Source organism: Kitasatospora sp. NPDC097643, assembly GCF_040302625.1.
Classification (GTDB): domain Bacteria; phylum Actinomycetota; class Actinomycetes; order Streptomycetales; family Streptomycetaceae; genus Kitasatospora.
In genome coordinates this window covers 1-18,001 of sequence record NZ_JBEOSA010000063.1, presented here as the reverse complement: position 1 = coordinate 18,001, position 18,001 = coordinate 1, and the positions used below count along the sequence as shown (strand labels likewise).

At 72.5% G+C, this 18,001-nt stretch carries 16 protein-coding genes; 6 read left to right on the top strand and 10 right to left on the bottom strand.

Going from position 1 to position 18,001, the window contains the following annotated elements:
- Positions 1–42: 42 nt before the first annotated feature.
- Entirely contained in the window at positions 43–255 is a 213-nt protein-coding gene (locus tag ABTY15_RS31080) for an MbtH family protein (protein ID WP_350602485.1), read from the bottom strand.
- Positions 256–563: 308 nt separating this feature from the next.
- Between ABTY15_RS31080 and ABTY15_RS31075 the strand changes: the two genes are divergently transcribed.
- Positions 564–2,525: an AfsR/SARP family transcriptional regulator gene (locus tag ABTY15_RS31075; RefSeq protein WP_350602516.1), complete on the top strand. Its 1,962-nt coding sequence runs from the start codon at positions 564–566 to the stop codon at positions 2,523–2,525.
- A 157-nt stretch (positions 2,526–2,682) separates the two neighbouring features.
- Here the strand turns inward: ABTY15_RS31075 and ABTY15_RS31070 are convergent, their stop codons facing one another.
- On the bottom strand, positions 2,683–3,255 hold the full coding sequence (locus ABTY15_RS31070; RefSeq protein WP_350602484.1) for a type III secretion system chaperone family protein: 573 nt from the start codon (positions 3,253–3,255) through the stop codon (positions 2,683–2,685).
- Positions 3,256–3,636: 381 nt separating this feature from the next.
- Here ABTY15_RS31070 and ABTY15_RS31065 point away from each other — a divergent pair, with 381 nt between their 5' ends.
- Together ABTY15_RS31065 and ABTY15_RS31060 are read left to right on the top strand one after the other, a co-directional pair.
- Positions 3,637–3,921: a helix-turn-helix domain-containing protein gene (locus ABTY15_RS31065; protein WP_350602483.1), complete on the top strand. Its 285-nt coding sequence runs from the start codon at positions 3,637–3,639 to the stop codon at positions 3,919–3,921.
- Complete coding sequence (locus tag ABTY15_RS31060) at positions 3,918–4,826, top strand: hypothetical protein (protein ID WP_350602481.1); 909 nt, start codon at positions 3,918–3,920, stop codon at positions 4,824–4,826. Before ABTY15_RS31065 ends, ABTY15_RS31060 begins: the two co-directional genes overlap by 4 nt.
- Positions 4,827–4,922: 96 nt before the next feature.
- Here ABTY15_RS31060 and clpB read toward each other — a convergent pair whose 3' ends face one another.
- Both clpB and ABTY15_RS31050 read right to left on the bottom strand, forming a co-directional pair.
- Positions 4,923–7,544, bottom strand: coding sequence for an ATP-dependent chaperone ClpB (gene clpB / locus ABTY15_RS31055; protein ID WP_350602479.1), 2,622 nt, complete (start codon positions 7,542–7,544; stop codon positions 4,923–4,925).
- Between the two features lie 70 nt (positions 7,545–7,614).
- A complete protein-coding gene (locus ABTY15_RS31050; protein ID WP_350602478.1) occupies positions 7,615–8,592 on the bottom strand; it encodes a LysR family transcriptional regulator in 978 nt (325 codons plus the stop codon).
- A gap of 70 nt (positions 8,593–8,662) precedes the next feature.
- Here ABTY15_RS31050 and ABTY15_RS31045 point away from each other — a divergent pair, with 70 nt between their 5' ends.
- The 3 genes from ABTY15_RS31045 to ABTY15_RS31035 all read left to right on the top strand — a co-directional run bounded on the left by ABTY15_RS31045 (position 8,663) and on the right by ABTY15_RS31035 (position 12,310).
- Entirely contained in the window at positions 8,663–9,775 is a 1,113-nt protein-coding gene (locus tag ABTY15_RS31045; protein ID WP_350602476.1) for an SLAC1 family transporter, read from the top strand.
- Positions 9,776–10,350: 575 nt separating this feature from the next.
- Positions 10,351–11,346 (top strand): LuxR C-terminal-related transcriptional regulator, encoded by a 996-nt coding sequence (locus ABTY15_RS31040; RefSeq protein WP_350602475.1) that lies wholly within the window; start codon positions 10,351–10,353, stop codon positions 11,344–11,346.
- Complete coding sequence (locus tag ABTY15_RS31035; protein WP_350602474.1) at positions 11,336–12,310, top strand: helix-turn-helix transcriptional regulator; 975 nt, start codon at positions 11,336–11,338, stop codon at positions 12,308–12,310. Before ABTY15_RS31040 ends, ABTY15_RS31035 begins: the two co-directional genes overlap by 11 nt.
- Positions 12,311–12,599: 289 nt before the next feature.
- Here ABTY15_RS31035 and ABTY15_RS31030 read toward each other — a convergent pair whose 3' ends face one another.
- The 6 genes from ABTY15_RS31030 to ABTY15_RS31005 all read right to left on the bottom strand — a co-directional run.
- Positions 12,600–13,226: a hypothetical protein gene (locus ABTY15_RS31030; protein ID WP_350602473.1), complete on the bottom strand. Its 627-nt coding sequence runs from the start codon at positions 13,224–13,226 to the stop codon at positions 12,600–12,602.
- 568 nt (positions 13,227–13,794) lie between these two features.
- On the bottom strand, positions 13,795–14,784 hold the full coding sequence (locus ABTY15_RS31025; protein WP_350602472.1) for a helix-turn-helix domain-containing protein: 990 nt from the start codon (positions 14,782–14,784) through the stop codon (positions 13,795–13,797).
- A gap of 189 nt (positions 14,785–14,973) precedes the next feature.
- Positions 14,974–15,498 (bottom strand): heat shock protein transcriptional repressor HspR, encoded by a 525-nt coding sequence (locus ABTY15_RS31020; RefSeq protein ID WP_502893634.1) that lies wholly within the window; start codon positions 15,496–15,498, stop codon positions 14,974–14,976.
- Between the two features lie 25 nt (positions 15,499–15,523).
- Positions 15,524–16,678 carry a molecular chaperone DnaJ gene (dnaJ, locus tag ABTY15_RS31015; protein WP_350602469.1) on the bottom strand — a complete coding sequence of 385 codons (1,155 nt, stop codon included), beginning with the start codon at positions 16,676–16,678 and terminating at the stop codon, positions 15,524–15,526.
- A 146-nt stretch (positions 16,679–16,824) separates the two neighbouring features.
- Positions 16,825–17,457, bottom strand: coding sequence for a nucleotide exchange factor GrpE (gene grpE / locus ABTY15_RS31010; protein ID WP_350602467.1), 633 nt, complete (start codon positions 17,455–17,457; stop codon positions 16,825–16,827).
- A partial coding sequence (locus ABTY15_RS31005; protein WP_350602466.1) for an Hsp70 family protein occupies positions 17,454–18,001 on the bottom strand: 548 nt, incomplete at its 5' end. The genes grpE and ABTY15_RS31005, both read right to left, overlap by 4 nt.

Here is an 18,001-nt window from a genome sequence, read left to right as displayed (position 1 = left end):
GGCGCGACCGTTCGCGACCCGCTCGAAGATTTCAGCGGCCGGTCAGTTGCCGTTCATCGCGGAAATGAGGCCGGCCGGTCGAAGATCGGTCCAGTTTTCCTCGATGTAGCGAATGCAGTCGGCCCGGTCGGATTCCCCGTGGACGATGTTCCAGCCTGCCGGAACGTCGACGATCGTCGGCCAGAGCGAGTGCTGCCCCTCGTCGTTGACCAGCACCACGAATCGGCCGTCCTGATTTTCGAATGGGTTCGCCATCGCTTGACCTTTCTATTGCTCCCGGTTGCCGCCGGTGCGGCTTTGATTCGCGGCCGGAGGCATGGAATTCCGCGAGGGTCGAAGTCGCGGGCATGGGCGAAGGGCGGTGGCGGCTGAAGCCGCGCATCCACTGTGCCGTGCCATTAATGATTTCACGACGACGTGTCAGGGGGCTATCATCTGCGCATCGCCGCACGTGATCGCGATGAGATCCGCGCTACCCGCGTGCGGCGGAGTTCGCGTGCTCTGGGGGAATTTTGCATTTCGGACTTCTTGGACATCTCATTGTCGAAATCAACGGCGTGAACATGCCAATACAGGCGGGCCGACAGCGCTCCCTCCTGGCGGCACTCCTGATGAGGCCCAACCAACTGGTCTCGATGGACAGCTTGATCGGCGCGGTCTGGGACGACACGGCCCCGCCCGCGGACGGGCCGGCGGCCCTGCGCAACTACGTCGCCCGGCTGCGCCGCGCGCTCGGCCCCGAGGTCGGCGCCCGCATCGTCACCCGCTCACCGGGCTACCTGATCGAGGTCGGCGACGAGGAACTGGACGTCCTGCGGTTCGCCGAACTCCACCGCCGCGCCAGGGCCACCAGCGCCGCGGACCGGCCGACCCAGGTCGCCCGGGAGCTGACGGAGGCTCTGTCCCTCTGGCGGGGCACCCCGTTGGCCGACATCCCCGCCCGCGGGTACCACCAGAACGCGGTCCGCAGACTGCACGAGATGCGCCTGGAGGCCCTGGAGCGGCGCATCGACGCGGACCTCCTGCTCGGCGCGCACCGGGAGGTGATCGGCGAGCTGCGGGCGCTGACCGCCGCCCACCGCACCCGCGAACCGTTCCACCGGCAGCTGATGCTGGCCCTCTACCGCTCCGACTGCCAGGCCGAGGCGCTGGACGTCTTCCAGGGGGTCCGGCAGAACCTGGTCGAGGAGCTCGGGATCGAGCCGGGGGACGCCCTGCGGGACCTGCACCGCCGGATCCTCGCGGGCGACCGCACCCTGGACCCGCCGCCCGTCGCGCCGGACCGGGCCGCCGGGCGGCACCCGTCAACGGCCCCGCCGGCCGCCCGGGTACCGGCCGAAGTCCCCGCCGGGCCACGCGACTTCACCGGCCGCGAGCGGCAGGTCGAGGACCTGGTCGCCCGGCTGGGTGCACCGCGCGGCGGCGCGGCCGGGCTGTCCGAGGTGGTCACCGTCGCCGGACCGGCCGGCGTCGGCAAGAGCGCCCTCGCCCGGCACGTCGCCCACCTCGTCCGCGGCGAGTTCCCCGACGGCCAGCTGTACGCCAACCTCCGCGGCTCGACCGGCGATCCGGTCCCGCCGGCCGAGGTGCTCACCCGGTTCCTGCGCAGCCTGGGCACCGAGGCCTCGGCCGTCCCGACCGACCCGGACGAACTCGCCAGCCTCTTCCGGACGGCGATGGCGGACCGCCGGGCCCTGGTCGTCCTCGACGACGCCGCCGACGCCGGCCAGGTCCACCCACTGCTGCCCGGCTCCGGGGCGACCGCCGTCCTGATCACCAGCCGGAGCCACCTGGCCGACCTGGAGGGCGCCTCCCGGGTCCACCTCAGGGGCATGGACGCGCTGGAGGCGACCGGGCTGTTCGGCCGGATCGCCGGTCCGGACACCCTGACCCGCGACGCGGCGGCCGTGGCCGCCGTCCTGGACGTGTGCGCGGGGCTCCCGGTGGCCATCCGGATCGCCGCCTCCCGGCTGGACGCCGGCACCGGTCTCACCGTCGCGGACCTGGCCGAACAGCTGGCCGATCCGGCCACCCGGCTGGACGCCCTGCGGGTCGGCGACCTGGCCGTCCGCCCGGTCATCACCTCCGCCTGCACCCAGCTGACCGCGCTGCCCACCGCGGAGTACGGCGACCCCGACCCGGCGTACGTGTTCCGGGCACTGCGGGTGTTCGCCGAGAGCCCGTTCATCGCCGCCACCGTCGCGCAGCTGCTGGGCCGGCCGACCGGCGCCGTCCAGCAGGCGCTGGACCACCTGGTCAACGCCGGCACGGTGGTGGCGCTGCCCGCGGGCCTCTACCGGCTGCACCCGCTGCTCGCCGCCTACGTGGCGGAGCGGGCCGGGGCGGACCCGGCCGCGCGCGGCTGCGCCGACCCGGTCGGGCGGCCCGCCCGGCACCCCGCCGAGGGCGGCCTGGAAGGGGCCGAGGGCGCCGGGGACGCCGAAGCCCGGCCCTTCGGCCTGCCCCGCAGCCGGGTGCCCGCCCTGGCGCCCGCCCGCGAGCTCCGGCTGACGCCGCTCGGCTGAGCGTGTGCGGCTGGGCGCATTTGGCTGAGCGCGTGCGGCTGGGCGCGTTCGGCTGACCGTGTTGATGGCGTCCGGCCGCCGGGCCGGGAACGCGAACGGCCCGACCGCCGGGTGTGCCGGTGGTCGGGCCGTCGCCGTACCGCGGGTGGGGGCGGGATCAGGCCTCGTCGGTGCCCTCGGGGGCCTCGCCGTCGCCCTCCTCGCCCTCGATGTCCTTCTGCAGGCCGAGGCGCTCGACGATCCACTGCTCGAAGCCGACCGCGGCCTGGGTCCAGTTGGCCGTGGTGGTGACGAAGTAGTCCAGGTTGACGCCGGTGCCGACGATCATCTGGGCCTCGCCGATCAGGCGGACCACGCCGTCCTCGTGGGTGTGGGTGTAGACCTTGGGCCAGAGGGTCTCGCGGTTCCACTCGTCGATCAGGTCGAGGATCTCGCCCTTCTGCTCCAGCGGGTACGAGCGGTCGTAGAAGGCGCGCACCGCGAAGAGCTCCTTCTGCTCGCCGCGGAACATGTAGTAGACGCGGAAGCCCTCCCAGGGGGCGGTGAGGTCGCCCTCCTCGTCCACGACGTGCTTGAGCTGCATCTGGTCCAGCAGCTGGGCCACCAGGTTCTGGTCCGGAACGATGATCGGCGGCGGGCCGGCCGGACGCCCCTGGCCGCCGGGCTGACCACCGGGCTGGCCGCCCTGGGGCACGCCGAACGACGGGATGGACGACGGGTCGATGCTCATGGGGGTCCTCTTCCTCAGTGCACGTGGTGGCCGGCAATGAGAGGCCGCCCTTTCCACCTCCCATCCTGCCTCATTCGGGCCGCCGCTCACAGGGGCACCCGGCCGTGCGTCGATCTTCGATTCGCCCCTTTTCGGGGCCCCTCGCGCTCCCGCTCACGCTCCCGCTCACGCCGCCCGGAGGAACGGTGGTCACGGAGGGTGTCCGGGTCGCCGCGCGGTCCGTCGGGCCGCCCGGCGGTGCGTGAGCCACGTCACGCTCCCGGCCTGCGGGTTCGGCTGCCGTGCGGGCCGGATGCGGTTAGCGTGCGACGGAACTCGCCTCGGGCAAATCCTGTTTCACGAGGGCGAGTTGAGGTTCTGTTGAGCGAAGAGGGGGCTGAGGTGGACAGGCCTGTCACGGGGGAGGGCGCGTCGCTCGGGGCGCTGCTGCGGAGCATCCGGCTGGACCGGGGGATGACGCAGGAGGCGTTGGGCGAGGCGTCGGGGCTGAGCGTGCGGTCGATCCGCGACCTGGAGCAGGGCGTGTCCTGCCCACGGGTCTCCACGCTCCGGCTGCTCACCCAGACCTGGAACCTGCCGGAGGCCCAGGGGGCCGAGCTGCACCGGCTGGCGCGCACCTGGCGGGACCGGGCGCGTCGGCTGCGTCGGAGGGGAGCGATCGAGTGAGGTTTCAACTGCGGTACACCACAGTGGCGTTGCTGTGCGCCGGGGTGCTGGCCGGACTGGCCGGGCTGACCGGCTGCGACTCCGGGAGCGGATCCGGGTCCGGCGCTGCGCCGGCGGTGAAGCTGACCCCACCGCCGCTGGAGGGCGCCACCGCGCCGCCGACCGGCCGGGACGGGATGCTCGGGCTCCCGCTCTCCGCCCTCGGGTCGGGCGGGTCCGGCGGCCAGGCCGGGGACGTCCGGGAGGGGGCGACGCGGGTCCTGGTCGCCAAGTGCATGCACACCGCCGGGTACGCGGCGTTCACCCAGGAGGAGGCGGTCGGTTCGCGCGGCCCGGTGGACAACACCACCGCGATGCCGGCCGGGGCGTTCGGGTACCTGCCGGAGAGCGTGGCGGCGGTCCGCGGCTTCCACGGGCCGAAGCCGGTCGCGGTCCCGCCGCCGCGCCGGGTGGTCACCGGGGCGGAGGAGTCCGCCCTCCAGGAGTGCGTGCGGAGCACCGCGGCCCGGCTCGCGCCGCCCGACCAGGGCGGGTCCGAGCTGGTCGGCCGACTGTTCGGGGAGGCGCAGGCCGCCCTGGACAAGGACACCCGGGTGCGTGACGCCGGGCAGGCGTGGACCGGCTGCATGGCCGGGGCCGGATTCCCGGACGTCACGCCGTCCGGGCTGGTGGACCGCTACCGGGCCACGGCCGGGACGACGCCCGACCCCGGCCCCGAGGAGCTGGCGGCGGCCAGGGCGGACGCCGCCTGCACCACCAGCACCAACCTGGCGGGCATCTGGTTCACCGCGCTGGCCGGGTACCAGAAGCAGCTGGTCGCGGCGAACGAGCAGGGCCTCGCGGAGTACCGCAAGCGCTACCAGGAGTACCAGGCGCAGCTGGCCCGGATCGTCGCCGAGGCCTGAGCGCCGCAGCCTGAGCGCCGCAGCCTGAACGCCGCGGCCTGAGCGCCGCGGCGCCGTCCGGCCCCCGGGAGGAGGCCGGACGGCGCCGCACCGGCGTCACTTCTCCAGCGGCCCGCGCGAGCGGATCGCGAGGCGGTCGCCCTCCTCGTCCCGGTCGACCAGGACGGTGTCCCCGTCGTGCACCTGGCCGGACAGGATCGCCCGGGCCAGCTGGTCCCCGATCGCGGACTGCACCAGCCGCCGCAGCGGACGGGCGCCGTACGCCGGGTCGTAGCCGGTGAGGGCCAGCCAGTCGCGCGCGGCCTCGGAGACGTCCAGGGTGAGCCGCCGCTCGCGCAGCCGCTCGCCGAGACGGGCCACCTGGAGGTCGACGATCCGGCTCAGCTCGCCGGTGCCCAGCGGCTCGAAGACCACGATGTCGTCCAGCCGGTTGAGGAACTCCGGCTTGAACGCGGCCCGGACGGACTCCAGGACGAGGTCCTTCTTCCGCTCCTCCGGGGTGGTCGGGTCCACCAGGAACTGGCTGCCCAGGTTGGAGGTGAGGATCAGGATCGCGTTGCGGAAGTCCACCGTGCGGCCCTGCCCGTCGGTGAGCCGGCCGTCGTCCAGCACCTGGAGCAGCACGTCGAAGACCTCTGGGTGGGCCTTCTCCACCTCGTCCAGCAGCACCACGCTGTACGGGCGGCGGCGGACCGCCTCGGTGAGCTGGCCGCCCTCCTCGTAGCCGACGTACCCGGGCGGGGCACCGACCAGGCGGGAGACGGAGTGCTTCTCGCCGTACTCGCTCATGTCGATCCGGACCATCGCCCGCTCGTCGTCGAACAGGAAGTCGGCCAGCGCCTTGGCGAGTTCGGTCTTGCCGACGCCGGTCGGGCCGAGGAAGAGGAACGAGCCGGTCGGCCGGTCCGGGTCGGCGATGCCGGAGCGGGTGCGCCGCACCGCGTCCGAGACCGCCCGCACGGCCTCCGCCTGGCCGATCAGGCGCTTGCCCAACTCCTCCTCCATGCGCAGGAGTTTGGCGCTCTCGCCCTCCATCAGCCGGCCGGCCGGGATGCCCGTCCAGGAGGCGACCACGTCGGCCACGTCGTCCGGGCCGACCTCCTCCTTGACCATCGGGGCGGAGGCGGACCCAGACTCGGTGTCCGCAGTCGCCGCGCGCTCCTGGGCCTCGGTGAGCTCCTTCTCGGCGGCCGGGATCTCGGCGTACATCAGCTTGGACGCGCGCTCGAAGTCCCCGTCGCGCTGGGCCCGTTCGAGGGCGCCGTGCAGGTCGTCCAGCCGCTCCTTGAGCTCGCCGACCCGGTTGAGGCTCTTCTTCTCCTGCTCCCAGCGCGCGGTCAGCACGCTCAACTGCTCGTTCTTGTCGGCGAGATCGCGCCGCAGCCGGGCCAGCCGGTCGATCGAGGCCGGGTCCGACTCCTTCTCCAGGGCCAGCTCCTCCATCCGCAACCGGTCGACGGAGCGCTGGAGTTCGTCGATCTCGACCGGGGAGGAGTCGATCTCCATCCGCAGCCGGGAGGCCGCCTCGTCGACCAGGTCGATCGCCTTGTCGGGCAGGTAGCGGGAGGTGATGTAGCGGTTGGACAGGGTGGCGGCGGCGACCAGCGCGGCGTCCGAGATCTGCACCTTGTGGTGCGCCTCGTACCGGCCCTTGAGCCCGCGCAGGATCGCGATCGAGTCCTCCACGCTGGGCTCGCCGACCAGCACCTGCTGGAAGCGGCGCTCCAGCGCCGGGTCCTTCTCGATCCGCTCGCGGTACTCGTCCAGCGTGGTGGCGCCGACCATCCGCAGCTCGCCGCGGGCCAGCATCGGCTTGAGCATGTTGCCGGCGTCCATCGCGGAGTCCCCGCCGGCGCCCGCGCCGACCATGGTGTGCAGCTCGTCGATGAAGGTGACGACCTGGCCGTCGCTCTGCTTGATGTCGTTCAGGACGGCCTTCAGCCGCTCCTCGAACTCGCCGCGGTACTTGGCGCCGGCGACCATCGCGCCGAGGTCCAGCGCGACCAGCCGCTTGCCGCGCAGCGACTCCGGGACGTCACCGGCCACGATGCGCTGCGCCAGGCCCTCGACCACGGCGGTCTTGCCGACACCGGGCTCGCCGATCAGCACCGGGTTGTTCTTGGTCCGGCGGGACAGCACCTGGACCACCCGGCGGATCTCCTGGTCCCGGCCGATCACCGGGTCGAGCTTGCCGTCCCGGGCGGCCTGGGTCAGGTCGGTGCCGTACTTCTCCAGCGCCTTGTAGGTGCCCTCCGGATCCGGCGAGGTGACCCGGCCGCTGCCCCGCACGTCCTTGAACGCGGCGAGCAGCGCCTTCGGCGTGGCGCCCTGCTGCACCAGCAGCTCGGCGACCGCGCCGCCCTCGGCGGCCAGGCCGACCATCAGGTGCTCGGTGGAGACGTACTGGTCGTCCAGGTCGTCGGCGCGGCGGCCGGCCTCGGTGAGCACCGCGAGGGTGTCCCGGGCGAGCTGCGGCGCGGCGACCGTCGAGCCCATGGCGCTGGGCAGCGCGGCCTGCTGGCGGCGGGCCTCGGAGTCGATCCGCGACACGTCCGCGCCGACCGCCTCCAGGAGGGGCCGGGCGATGCCCTCGGGCTGCTCCAGCAGGGCCGTCAGGATGTGCACCGGCTTGACGTCCGGGTTTCCGGCCGCGCCCGCCTGCCGGATCGCGGCGGACAGGGCGTCCTGCGTCTTGGTGGTGAACTTGCTGGCGTCCACTGCTGGGGGCCTCCCTCGTCGTCCTTCAGTACTGCTACCTACAGCATGCACTAAGTTGAGTCTATTCCGCTCAACTTTCGGTTTTTGGCCGGACCGGCCCGGACGACCGTGCCGACGCCCGGGGTGTCCGGGCCGCCGGCCGGGACGTCCGGCGGGTCAGCACCAGCAGCTCCCGGGCCGGCCCGCCCGGTCGGTGCCCGGCCGGCCACACCGCGCGCATCGGCCGCCGCAGGTCCAACTCCTCCACCAGCGGCACCGCGACCAGCCGCCGGGTCGACAGCTCCTCCGTCACCGCCAGCTCGCTCAGGCAGACCGGCCCGGCGCCTGTCATCGCCGCCGCCTTCAGCGCGGTGGACGAGGCCAGCTCCATCCGCGGCCGGGCCGGGCCCCCGTACGGCGCCAGCGCCGCCTCCAGCACCTCCCGGGTGCCCGAGCCGGGCTCGCGCAGCACCAGCGGGGTGGCCGCCAGCTCGGGCCCGGTCAGCGGGGCGCGGCGGCGGGCCCACGGGTGGCCGGGCGCCACCACGACCACCAGCCGGTCGGTCGCCACCACCGCCCCGGCCAGTCCGGACGGGGTGGACGGGCCCTCGACGAAGCCGAGGTCGGCGTCCCCCGCCAGCACGTGCCCGGCGACGTCGGCCGAGTTCGCCGTCCGCAGCGTCACCGCCGTCCCCGGGCTGGCCTCGGCCAGCGCCAGCAGCCAGCCCGGCATCAGGTACTCGGCGACGGTCAGACTGGCGATCACCGTCAGCTTGGCGTCCCGCCGCTCGCGCAGCGCCTCGATCCCGGCGTCCAGCGCCTGCGCCGCCTCCAGCACGTGCCGGGCCCACTCGACCACCATCCGCCCCGCCTCGGTCGGCCGCGAACCGCGCGGCGAACGCTCCAGCAGCGGGACGCCGATCTGCCGCTCCATGCCCTTGATCCGGGCGCTGGCCGTCGGCTGGCTGACGCCCAACTCGGCCGCGGCCCGTCCGACGCTGCCCAGCCGGGCCACCGCGAGCAGCAGTTCCAGGGCGCCGAGTTCGGGGACGCGTGGGGAGAGGGTCATAGGTTCAGGCTATGTCCTCATAGAATCCGCGGCGCTACCGGCGGCCGGCCCGGGGCACGACGGTGGAACCATGTCCACCTTGGCCGATGTCCGCCCGCTCGCCCGTCCCTCGTCGCTGCCCACCCGCCTCGACCTGTCCCAGCTCGGCCCCAACTGGTACGCCGTCGTGATGGGCACCGCGATCCTGGGCAACGGCGCGGCCGTCCTGCCGGTCCGCCCGCCGGGGCTGACCGCGTTCGGCGAGGTGATGTGGGCGCTCACGCTGGCCGCCCTGCTCGTCCTCGGCGCGGCTCGGGTGCGCCACCTCACCCGGCACCGGGACGCCGCCCGCGCCCACCTGCTGGACGACCCGGCCACCGCGGTCTTCTACGGCTGTCCGCCGATGGCGCTGCTCTCCGTCTCGCTCGGCACCCTGCTGCTCGGCTCCCGGCTGCTCGGCGACGGCCCGGCGGTGGTCCTGGCCGCCGTGCTGTGGGGCGCCGGCACCCTGTACGCGCTGGCCGTGGCCGCCGGCATCCCGTACCTGATGATCACCCGGCACCCGGTGTCCGCCCTGGAGGCCAACCCGACCTGGCTGCTGCCGGTGGTCGCCCCGCTGGTGGCCTCCGCCACCGGCCCCGCCCTCGTCCCGCACCTGCCGGCCGGCGCGGCCCAGCAGGCCATGCTGTACGGCTGCTGGGCGCTGCTGGGAGTCGGTCTGCTGGCCACCCTGGTGGTGCTGCCGGTGGTGTTCACCGGGCTGTTCCACACCCGGCTGCGGGCCCTGGCGCTCACCCCGACCCTGTTCCTGGTGCTCGGCCCGCTCGGCACGTCCGTCACCGCCCTGCACCAGCTCGCCGACGCCGCCCGCCCGGTCCTGCCCGGTCTGGCCCACGCGATGCTCTCCCTCGCCGAGCTGTACGGCGTGGCCGTGATCGGCGTCGCGCTGCTCTGGCTGGCCGTCGCCCTCGCCGCCAACCTGCGCGCCCGCCGGGCCGGCATGCCGTTCGCGATGACCTGGTGGGCGTACACCTTCCCGATCGGCACCTGCGTCACCGGCGCCTCCGCGCTCGCCCGGCACACCGGGTTCGGCGGCTTCACCGCCCTGGCCACCGGGCTCTACCTGCTGCTGGCCCTCGCCTGGGTGCTGGCCGCCGGCGGCACCGCGGCCGGGCTGGCCCGCGGCCGGCTGCTCGCCCGCTGAGGGGGGCCCGCCGGGGCGGCGCGGTTGCAGGAACCCGCAGACCCCGCCTGATCGTGTACCGCCAACCACTCGTATGATCCACCACCCCCCGCCCACCCCGCTGGCCTCGTCCTTTACCGGAATCCGGGCCGCCGCCCGGTTCGCCACGCCCGCCACGCGGTGCAGATAACTGCAATTGCGCGAACATGCACTCGGGTGGCACTTGTTCACCGGCCGTCACACTGTGAGGGTGGAATCACGCCAGGCCGTCCGGGCAACCGCAGCCCGATGATGGCGACTTGCTCTTCGGAACTGGCCGCAGGTGCAACGTCCCGCACCTGCGGAACGGGGGGGAAGAGCGCCGGCCGGGGCGCCATGTGTGGTGATGGCCCCCGGGACCGGATCCGGCGAGGCGTTGCTGCTCCGCCTCGCCGGAAGCGCCCGACACTGGCGTGGCGACGGCGGCCCCCGGACCTCCCGGAGTGCGACGGCACCCGGCCCCGGGGGCCCGCCGGCCGCCCGGTAGCGTGGCCGCCAGGCCCCATGATCACCGGGCCGGGAACATCGGAGAGGCGTCCGGCAGGGAGAGTTTCGACGTGACGGCGGAACCGGCGGTCGCGCCGCACCAGGCACAGCCCGCGGGCGAGGAACCCGACGAGTCGGCCCGGCAGCTGTACCTCGACATCCTGGCCGGCGGCGGCCGCATCCCGTTCACCGACCTGCACGCGATCGACCAGGGCGCGCTCCAGCAGCTCATCGACATCGGCCTGCTGATGGCCAACCCGATGGACCACTGCTACACCGCCGTCAGCCCGCGCTCCGTCAGCGACCGCCTCGGCGCCGAACTCCGCAGCGAGGCCACCCGGTTGCTGGTCCGCGCGGAGAGCCTCCCGGGCGCCCTCGACGGCCTCACCCGCGCCTACGACGCCATGCCCCGCCCCTCCGGCGGCCCCGGCGGCGCCGTCTACGTCGAGGGCCAGGTCCACATCCGGCTGCGGATCTCCCAGCTCGTCTCCGACTGCCGCACCGAGGTTCTCACCGCCCAACCCGGCCACCGCCCCGCCGACGCCCTCCAGATGGCCCTGCCCCAGGACATCCAACTCCTCCAGCGCGGCTGCTCCCTGCGCACCATCTACCAGCCCGTCGCCCTCGCCGACGCCCCCGCCCTCGCCTACGCCGCGGAGGTCACCCGGTACGGCTCCCACATCCGCGTCCTCGACGAACCGTTCCAGCGGCTCATCGTCTTCGACCGCAGCGTCGCCGTGATCTCCGCCAACGACGACAACAGCACCGCCGCCTTCATCACCGACCCCGCCGCCATCACCTACCTGGTCGCCGCCTTCGAACGCGACTGGGCCCGCGCCGACACCACCGAAGCCGCCGCCGCCCTCGGCGCCGGCCCCACCCGCAGCGCCCCCGACCGGGTCGGCCGCCTGCTCGCCCGCGGCCTCACCCAACGCGCCGTCGCCACCCGCCTCGGCCTCAGCGAACGCACCGTCGCCGCCCACATCGCCCGCCTGCGCGACCGCTACGGCGCCCAGACCCTCTTCCAGCTCGGCTGGCTGATGCGAGGCGCCCGCGATGACCGATGAACCCGGCCCCACCACTCCCCTCCCCGACCCCGCCGCCCGCGAGCTCTACCGGGCGATCCTGCGCGAGGGGGGCCGCATCCGCACGGCGGAGATCCCGGCCGAGGACGCGGAGGCGGTCCAGTCTTTGCTCGACCTCGGTCTGCTGAAGCCCTACCTGTCGGAAGGCTTCCTGAGCGCGGTCAACCCGCGCTCGGTCACCGCCCGCATCGGCGCCGACCTGCGGTCGGCCGGCACCCGGCTGCTGATGCAGGCCGAGGCGCTGCCCGACCTCCTCGGTGACCTCACCGCCGCCTACGACACCGCCCCCCGGCGCCACGACCGCACCGGCACCACCAGCATCGTCGAGGGCAAGCAGAACATCCGGCACCGGATCTCCCAACTTACCGAGGAGTTCCACCAGGAGGCCCTGACCGCCCAGCCGGGCGGCGCCCGCCCGGCCGCCGCCGTCGACGACATCTTCGAGCACGCCCGCCGCTTCACGGCCAACGGCGGAGTGATGCGCACGCTCTACGAGGCGTCCGCCAAGCTCGACGGCCCCACGGTCGAGCTCGCGGCCAGGATGACAGCCGTCGGCTGTGCCATCCGCGTCCTGCCGTTCCCGTTCTCCCACATGATGATCTTCGACCGTACGATCGCGGTCATCCCGGCGGCAGCGGACTCCAGCAGCGCCGCCTTCGTCGAGGACTCGGCCACGGTCGCCTTCCTGACCGAGGTCTTCCAGCGCTACTGGGAACTCGCCGAAGGCGTGAACTGGGTGGAGCTCGGCGCCCGTTCCACTGAGCAGACCATCCACGACCAGATCGGACGCCTCCTGGCGAAAGGCCTCACCCAACGAACGATCGCCACCCGCCTGGGCCTGAGCGAACGCACCGTGGCCGCCCACATCGCCCGCCTGCGGGAGCGGTACGACGCCGAAACCCTCTTCCAACTCGGCTGGCAGATGCGAGGAGCCCGCGATGCCTGAGCCCCGCACCACCCCGTCCGACCTGCTGGCCGTCGCCCTCCCGGACGCCGCCGCCCGCGAGCTCCACCTCGCCGTGATCCGGCAGCAGATCGGGGTGTTCGAGCAGCAGTGGCAGCAGGCCGAGGGCGTGAACTGGGCGGCCCTGGCGGCCGGCTCCACCGACCCGGCCGTCCACGACCACGTCGGACGCCTGCTGGCGCAAGGGCTCACGCAGCGGGCGATCGCCACTCGCGTGGGCCGGCCGGTGCGGGCGCCGGGACGGGGGAATCCGGTGACGACTGACCGCTGCTCAGCCGGTGGCGGCACCGGTCGGCCAGAACCCGGCGCGGCCGGCGACGGGGGGCTGCTGTCGGGGGACGTTGAACTGCTCACCGGGGGCGGTCCAGAAACCCTCGCGCAGCGACAGCGCCATGCCGGCCCAGTCGAGTGCGGTCTCCACGGTGTGGTTGAGGGCCTCCTGCGACCAGGTGTCGTCGAAGACCAGCGGCAGGACGGGGGCGACCTGCTCGATGGTGGCGATCAGCGGGTTGTGCGTGATGGCCTCGTCGACGAGCAGGACGATCGGCTTCCGCAGCGCCGACGCCCACCCCAACTCCAGGCTCACCCCGGCCGACAGCGGCGCCCCGACGTAGGCGAACACCAGGTCGGCGGACTGCAACGCCCGGAAGTCGGACGGAACCCGCGGCTCCGGCGCCCGCCCGGCGACGGTCCAGGCATCGCTGTGGTGCGCGCTGTACACGGCGGCACCGCTGCGCAGCAGCGTGGTGCGAAGCGTCGTCAGCCGCGTCCGGCTGGCGAGCGTCACCACACTGTCCGCCGGCCCGGTCAGCCGCATCAACGGCGCGGCCAGAAACACACGTGCACGCCGGCCCTCGGGGGCCTGGCTGTCATGGTGACGCAGGTAGGGCTCGGTCATGTCGACTCCGGGGGAAGGCCGACCGGGGGAGTGAGCGTCGGCGATGCGTTGGTTGTTGGCTGCTCTAAGAAGGGATGTTGCTGACGAACCGGCTTAACATTTGACGGTACATTGGCAGGTGTGGTGCCCTGTCGGACCATCGGGAGCGAACTGATCGTCCATCGCGGGGTGGCGTCGCGTCCAGGGTTGGCCTGTGTCATCTGGATGACTGGCAGGGAGATGACGCACATCCCACACACCGGGTCAGGTGACAGCCTCCCTCTCGTGCGGCACTATGTGTCCCGTTATCCTGCTTGACACTTCTAGTGGCGATTCCCGAGGGAGGGAGTGGAGGCATGCCTAACATGCGTCGATTTGTCCGCAAGGTTGTGCTCTCGTTGGCCGTCGCGGCTGCTGTTCTTGGTGGCGGCTCTCTCGCAAATGCCGCCGACTCTCACGTGACAGCTGCCCCCGCGGCTGCCAAGACCCTTGCGGATGACCTTGCCTGGACCTGAACCCGGTCGTATGAGTCTGGCCGTATGCCGGGCGATCCGTAGCATGAGCCGGCCCGCCGGTAGCGGGCCGTGACTCAGTCGGCGGGCTCCTGAGCCTTTCGGCCGAGAACGTATCCGAGCTGGAAGAGCGAGTCGACCTTGTAGTCGTCTCGCATTTCAGCTATATGCCGCGCCAATGTTCGCTCGCTGATTCCCAGGCGTCGTGCGATGACCCGGTGGTTGGTGCCTTCGAGCATCTGGTCAATAATCGTTTGGCGCAGGCGGGACACCACCTGCTGCGGCACTATGCGATCGCCTTCGAATTCCAGCGCGCGACCCCAGCACCGCTCGAACACCTCCTCGACGAGGTAGCCGATGATTGCGGGATCGTAGATGAAGGCCGCGAGGCTCATGTCGTCGACGATCGGGATCACGGCCACGCGTCGGTCCATCACTATGAGCCGCGTGTAAGGCTCGTCGAGGGTCCGGTACTGGCCTCCGGCCTGGGCAAGTCTGGCCACATAATCCCGCGTCGGCTGGTGGTAGCGGGTGCTGGCGTGGTAGATCGTCCGCATCCTTGTGCCGCTGCGGAGCGTGTTCAGATCCTGCTCGATCATTACGGCGAGGACGTCCGGTGGCCGCGGGCCACCGGGTTGCAATGCCAGGGCCTCCTCCATGCCTGACGACCGGCACTGCTGTACCCGCTGATGAATAAGAGCCTTTCCTCGCACATACTCGATCGACCCTCCCTCCTGTTTCGGAGCGTGGAATTCCTGCGCGAGCTCCTGCAGTTCGGAAGGGAGGGATACCGCGCGCGACAGAAGCTCCAGCGCCTGACGCTGCCAGGAATGGCTGAGGCTGGCCGAGAGTTGAGTGGGATCGGCGGCTATGAAAACGTCGGGATCGTCGGTGTCGGGTATGAGAAGGCCAATCCTCACCAACTCGTCCCGTGCAGAATCGGTCTGATCGAGATCGGAGCCCAGCGGCAGGTGACCGTCCCGTCGGATGACGGCCAGATAGAGCGCTCGCGCTTCGGCCGAGAGGACGGTCAAGCCGGCGGCAATGGGCTGCTCTCGTTCACTCACCTGCGGCTCCTTGCCGTTACCGTGATGCCTGCGTCCCAGCAGTGCCGACGCTGAATCACGGTTCAGCATGCCAGACCTGGTGAGTCGCTGGACGAGGACATGTGGCTGAACTCTCTCACCCGGAACGGAGCCGCCGGCACCCCCCGAACAGGAGGAGCCGGCGGCCGTGGTGATTGTGCAATGGACAAGTCAGCGCTTGGGGCGCCAGACCACCAGGGCGCTGGATTGGGGGGTGGGGGGCTGGTAGGGAACGAGGTCGCGGCGGTAGGAGGCGTGCACGGCGGCTTCGCGTTGCTGGAGGGCGGTGGCGGCGCCTTCGAGGGAGTCGACCAGTTCGGTGATCCGGGACTGGAGGGCGGCGACCTGGTTCTCCAGTTCGATGATCCGCTTGATGCCGGCCAGGTTGATGCCCTCGTCCTGGGAGAGCCGCTGGACCTCGCGCAACTGCTGGATGTCGCGGGCGGAGTAGCGGCGGCCTCGGCCGGCGGTGCGGTCGGGGCTGACCAGGCCGAGGCGGTCGTACTGGCGCAGGGTCTGCGGGTGCAGGCCGGAGAGCTCGGCGGCGACGGAGATGACGTACACCGGGGTGTCCTCGGTGAGGACGTACTGCGGCGGGGCCGAGGGGCGCCGGGGGCGGCGGCCGTCGCCGGGCAGGCCCTCGCCGATGCCGGGGCCGATCGGGCCGCCGACGCCGCCGGAGCCGTCCGGGTTCATCGGATTCATCGGGGACATCTGGTCGTCACGCTCCCTTCGCCGCCCGGAAGAGGGCGGCTCGCGGGTCGTCGGAGGCGGTGGCCTCGCGGTACTGCTCCAGGGCGTTCAGCGCGTCGCCGGTGACGTGCTGGGGCACCACGACCTCGACGGTGACGAGGAGGTCGCCGCGGGTGCCGTCCTTGCGGGTGGCGCCCTTGCCGCGGGCGCGCATGGTGAGGCCGTTGGCGCTGCCCGGGGGCAGCTTGAGCTTGACGGCGGGGCCGTTGAGCGTGGGCACCTCGATGGTGCCGCCGAGGGCCGCTTCGGGGAAGGTGACCGGGACGGTGACGGTGAGGTTGTCGCCCTTGCGCCCGAAGACGGGGTGCGGGTCGACGTGCACGGTGACGTAGAGGTCGCCGGGCTGGCCGCCGCGTTCGCCCTGGGCGCCCTTGCCCTTGAGCCGGATGCGCTGGGCGTCCTGGACGCCGGCCGGGATGCGGACCTGCATGGTGCGGGCGGAGCTGGCCCGGCCGCTGCCGTGGCAGTCGGTGCAGGGGTCGTCGACGATCATGCCGCGGCCGCGACAGTCCTTGCAGGGCTCGGAGAGCGCGAACGCGCCCTGGCCGCGGCTGACGGTGCCGGCGCCGACGCAGGTCGGGCAGACCCGCGGGGTGGTGCCGGACTTGGCGCCGGTGCCGTTGCAGCTGCGGCAGGGGGCCTGGCTGGTCATCCGCAGCGGGACGGTCGCGCCGTCGACGGCCTCCTCGAAGGAGAGCGTCACCTCGGTCTCGACGTCGGCGCCGCGCCGGGGCTGGGCCTGCCGGGTGCCGGTGCGGTTGAAGAGGCCGCCGAAGACGTCGCCGAGGCCGCCGCCCCCGCCGCCGCCCTGGCTGCCGCTGAACAGGTCACCGAAGTCGAAGCTGTAGTTGCCGGCGCCGGGGCCACCGGCCCGGAAGCCGCCGTTGGCGAAGAGGCTGCGGGCCTCGTCGTACTCCTTGCGGCGCTTCTCGTCGGAGAGGACGTCGTACGCCTCGGAGATGTCCTTGAAGCGTTCCTCGGCCTTGGCGTCGCCCTTGTTCGCGTCGGGGTGGAACTCGCGCGCGAGCTTGCGGTACGTCTTCTTGATCTCGGTGGCAGTGGCGTCCTTGGGCACGCCGAGGACCTTGTAGTAGTCCTTTTCCACGTAGTCCTTGCCACTCACGGCTCCCGCCACCTCCCGATGTCCATCGTCACTGCGCTGTCAACAGCCCGGCCGGAAGGGGCTGCTGACAGCGCGCTGCGGAGCCGGCCGGTGTTGTTGCCGGCGTACGACTCCGCAGCGCACTGGTTGTCAGCTGTCACGGGTGGTCAGCTGTCCGAGCCACCGTCGGTCTTGTCCGCGTCGCCGGACTTGGCCTGGTCGGCGGTGTCCGGGGAGCCCGCGGTCTGGGTGCCCGGCTGGGGCTCCGCGACGGCGACCATCGCCGGGCGGATGATCCGCTCGCCGATCCGGTAGCCGGGCTGGAGGATCTGCACACAGGTGTCCTCGGTGACGTCCGAGGAGTAGCTGTGCATCAGCGCCTCGTGCATGGTCGGGTCGAAGGGCTCGCCCTCCTTGCCGAACTGCTGGAGGCCCAGCTTGGCGACGACCGTCTCCAGGGACTCGGCGACGGACTTGAAGCCGCCGGTGACCTCGCCGTGCTCGCGGGCGCGGCCGATGTCGTCCAGCACCGGGATCAGGGACTCCAGGATGTTGGAGACCGCGATCTCGCGGACGGTCAGCCGGTCGCGCTCGACCCGCTTGCGGTAGTTCTGGTACTCGGCCTGCAGGCGCTGGAGGTCGGCGGTGCGCTCGGCGGCCTCGCGCTTGGCCGCGGCCAGCTCCTCGGAGGACGAGGCCGCGTCGGCACCACCGGCGGCGGCCTCCTCGGCCGCCTTGATCACGGCCTCCTCGGCGGCGGAGTCGTCGCCGGGCTTGCCGCCCTGCGGCTTGTCCGTCATGCCGCACCGCCCTTGGGCTTCTCGTCGTCCACGATCTCGGCGTCGACGACGTCGTCGTCCTTGGCACCGGTGGCACCGGCGGCGTCACCGGCCGGGGCGGCACCGGCGGCGTCGGCGTTGGCGTAGAGCGCCTGGCCGAGCTTCTGGGCGGTGGTGGAGACCTTCTCCGAGGCCTCGCGGATCTTCGCGATGTCCTCGCCCTTCAGGGCCTCCTTGAGCTCGCCGATGGCGGTCTCGACCTCGGTCTTGACCTCGGCCGGCAGCTTCTCGGCGTTGTCCGCGATGAACTTCTCGGTCGAGTAGACGAGCTGCTCGGCGGAGTTGCGGGTCTCCACGGCCTCGCGGCGCTTGTGGTCGTCCTCGGCGTACTGCTCGGCCTCGCGCATCATGCGCTCGATGTCGTCCTTCGGCAGCGCGGAGCCACCGGTGACGGTCATCCGCTGCTCCTTGCCGGTGCCGAGGTCCTTGGCGCCGACGTGCATGATGCCGTTGGCGTCGATGTCGAAGGTGACCTCGATCTGGGGCAGGCCGCGCGGCGCCGGCG

What these genes read in the sequence shown, in the direction of transcription:
- ABTY15_RS31080 (WP_350602485.1), bottom strand. Translation starts at nt 255, where the DNA reads ATGGCGAACCCATTCGAAAATCAGGACGGCCGATTCGTGGTGCTGGTC.
- ABTY15_RS31075 (WP_350602516.1), top strand. Translation starts at nt 564, where the DNA reads ATGCCAATACAGGCGGGCCGACAGCGCTCCCTCCTGGCGGCACTCCTG.
- ABTY15_RS31070 (WP_350602484.1), bottom strand. Translation starts at nt 3,255, where the DNA reads ATGAGCATCGACCCGTCGTCCATCCCGTCGTTCGGCGTGCCCCAGGGC.
- ABTY15_RS31050 (WP_350602478.1), bottom strand. Translation starts at nt 8,592, where the DNA reads ATGACCCTCTCCCCACGCGTCCCCGAACTCGGCGCCCTGGAACTGCTG.
- ABTY15_RS31045 (WP_350602476.1), top strand. Translation starts at nt 8,663, where the DNA reads ATGTCCACCTTGGCCGATGTCCGCCCGCTCGCCCGTCCCTCGTCGCTG.
- ABTY15_RS31035 (WP_350602474.1), top strand. Translation starts at nt 11,336, where the DNA reads ATGACCGATGAACCCGGCCCCACCACTCCCCTCCCCGACCCCGCCGCC.
- ABTY15_RS31030 (WP_350602473.1), bottom strand. Translation starts at nt 13,226, where the DNA reads ATGACCGAGCCCTACCTGCGTCACCATGACAGCCAGGCCCCCGAGGGC.
- ABTY15_RS31020 (WP_502893634.1), bottom strand. Translation starts at nt 15,498, where the DNA reads ATGAACCCGGACGGCTCCGGCGGCGTCGGCGGCCCGATCGGCCCCGGC.
- grpE (WP_350602467.1), bottom strand. Translation starts at nt 17,457, where the DNA reads ATGACGGACAAGCCGCAGGGCGGCAAGCCCGGCGACGACTCCGCCGCC.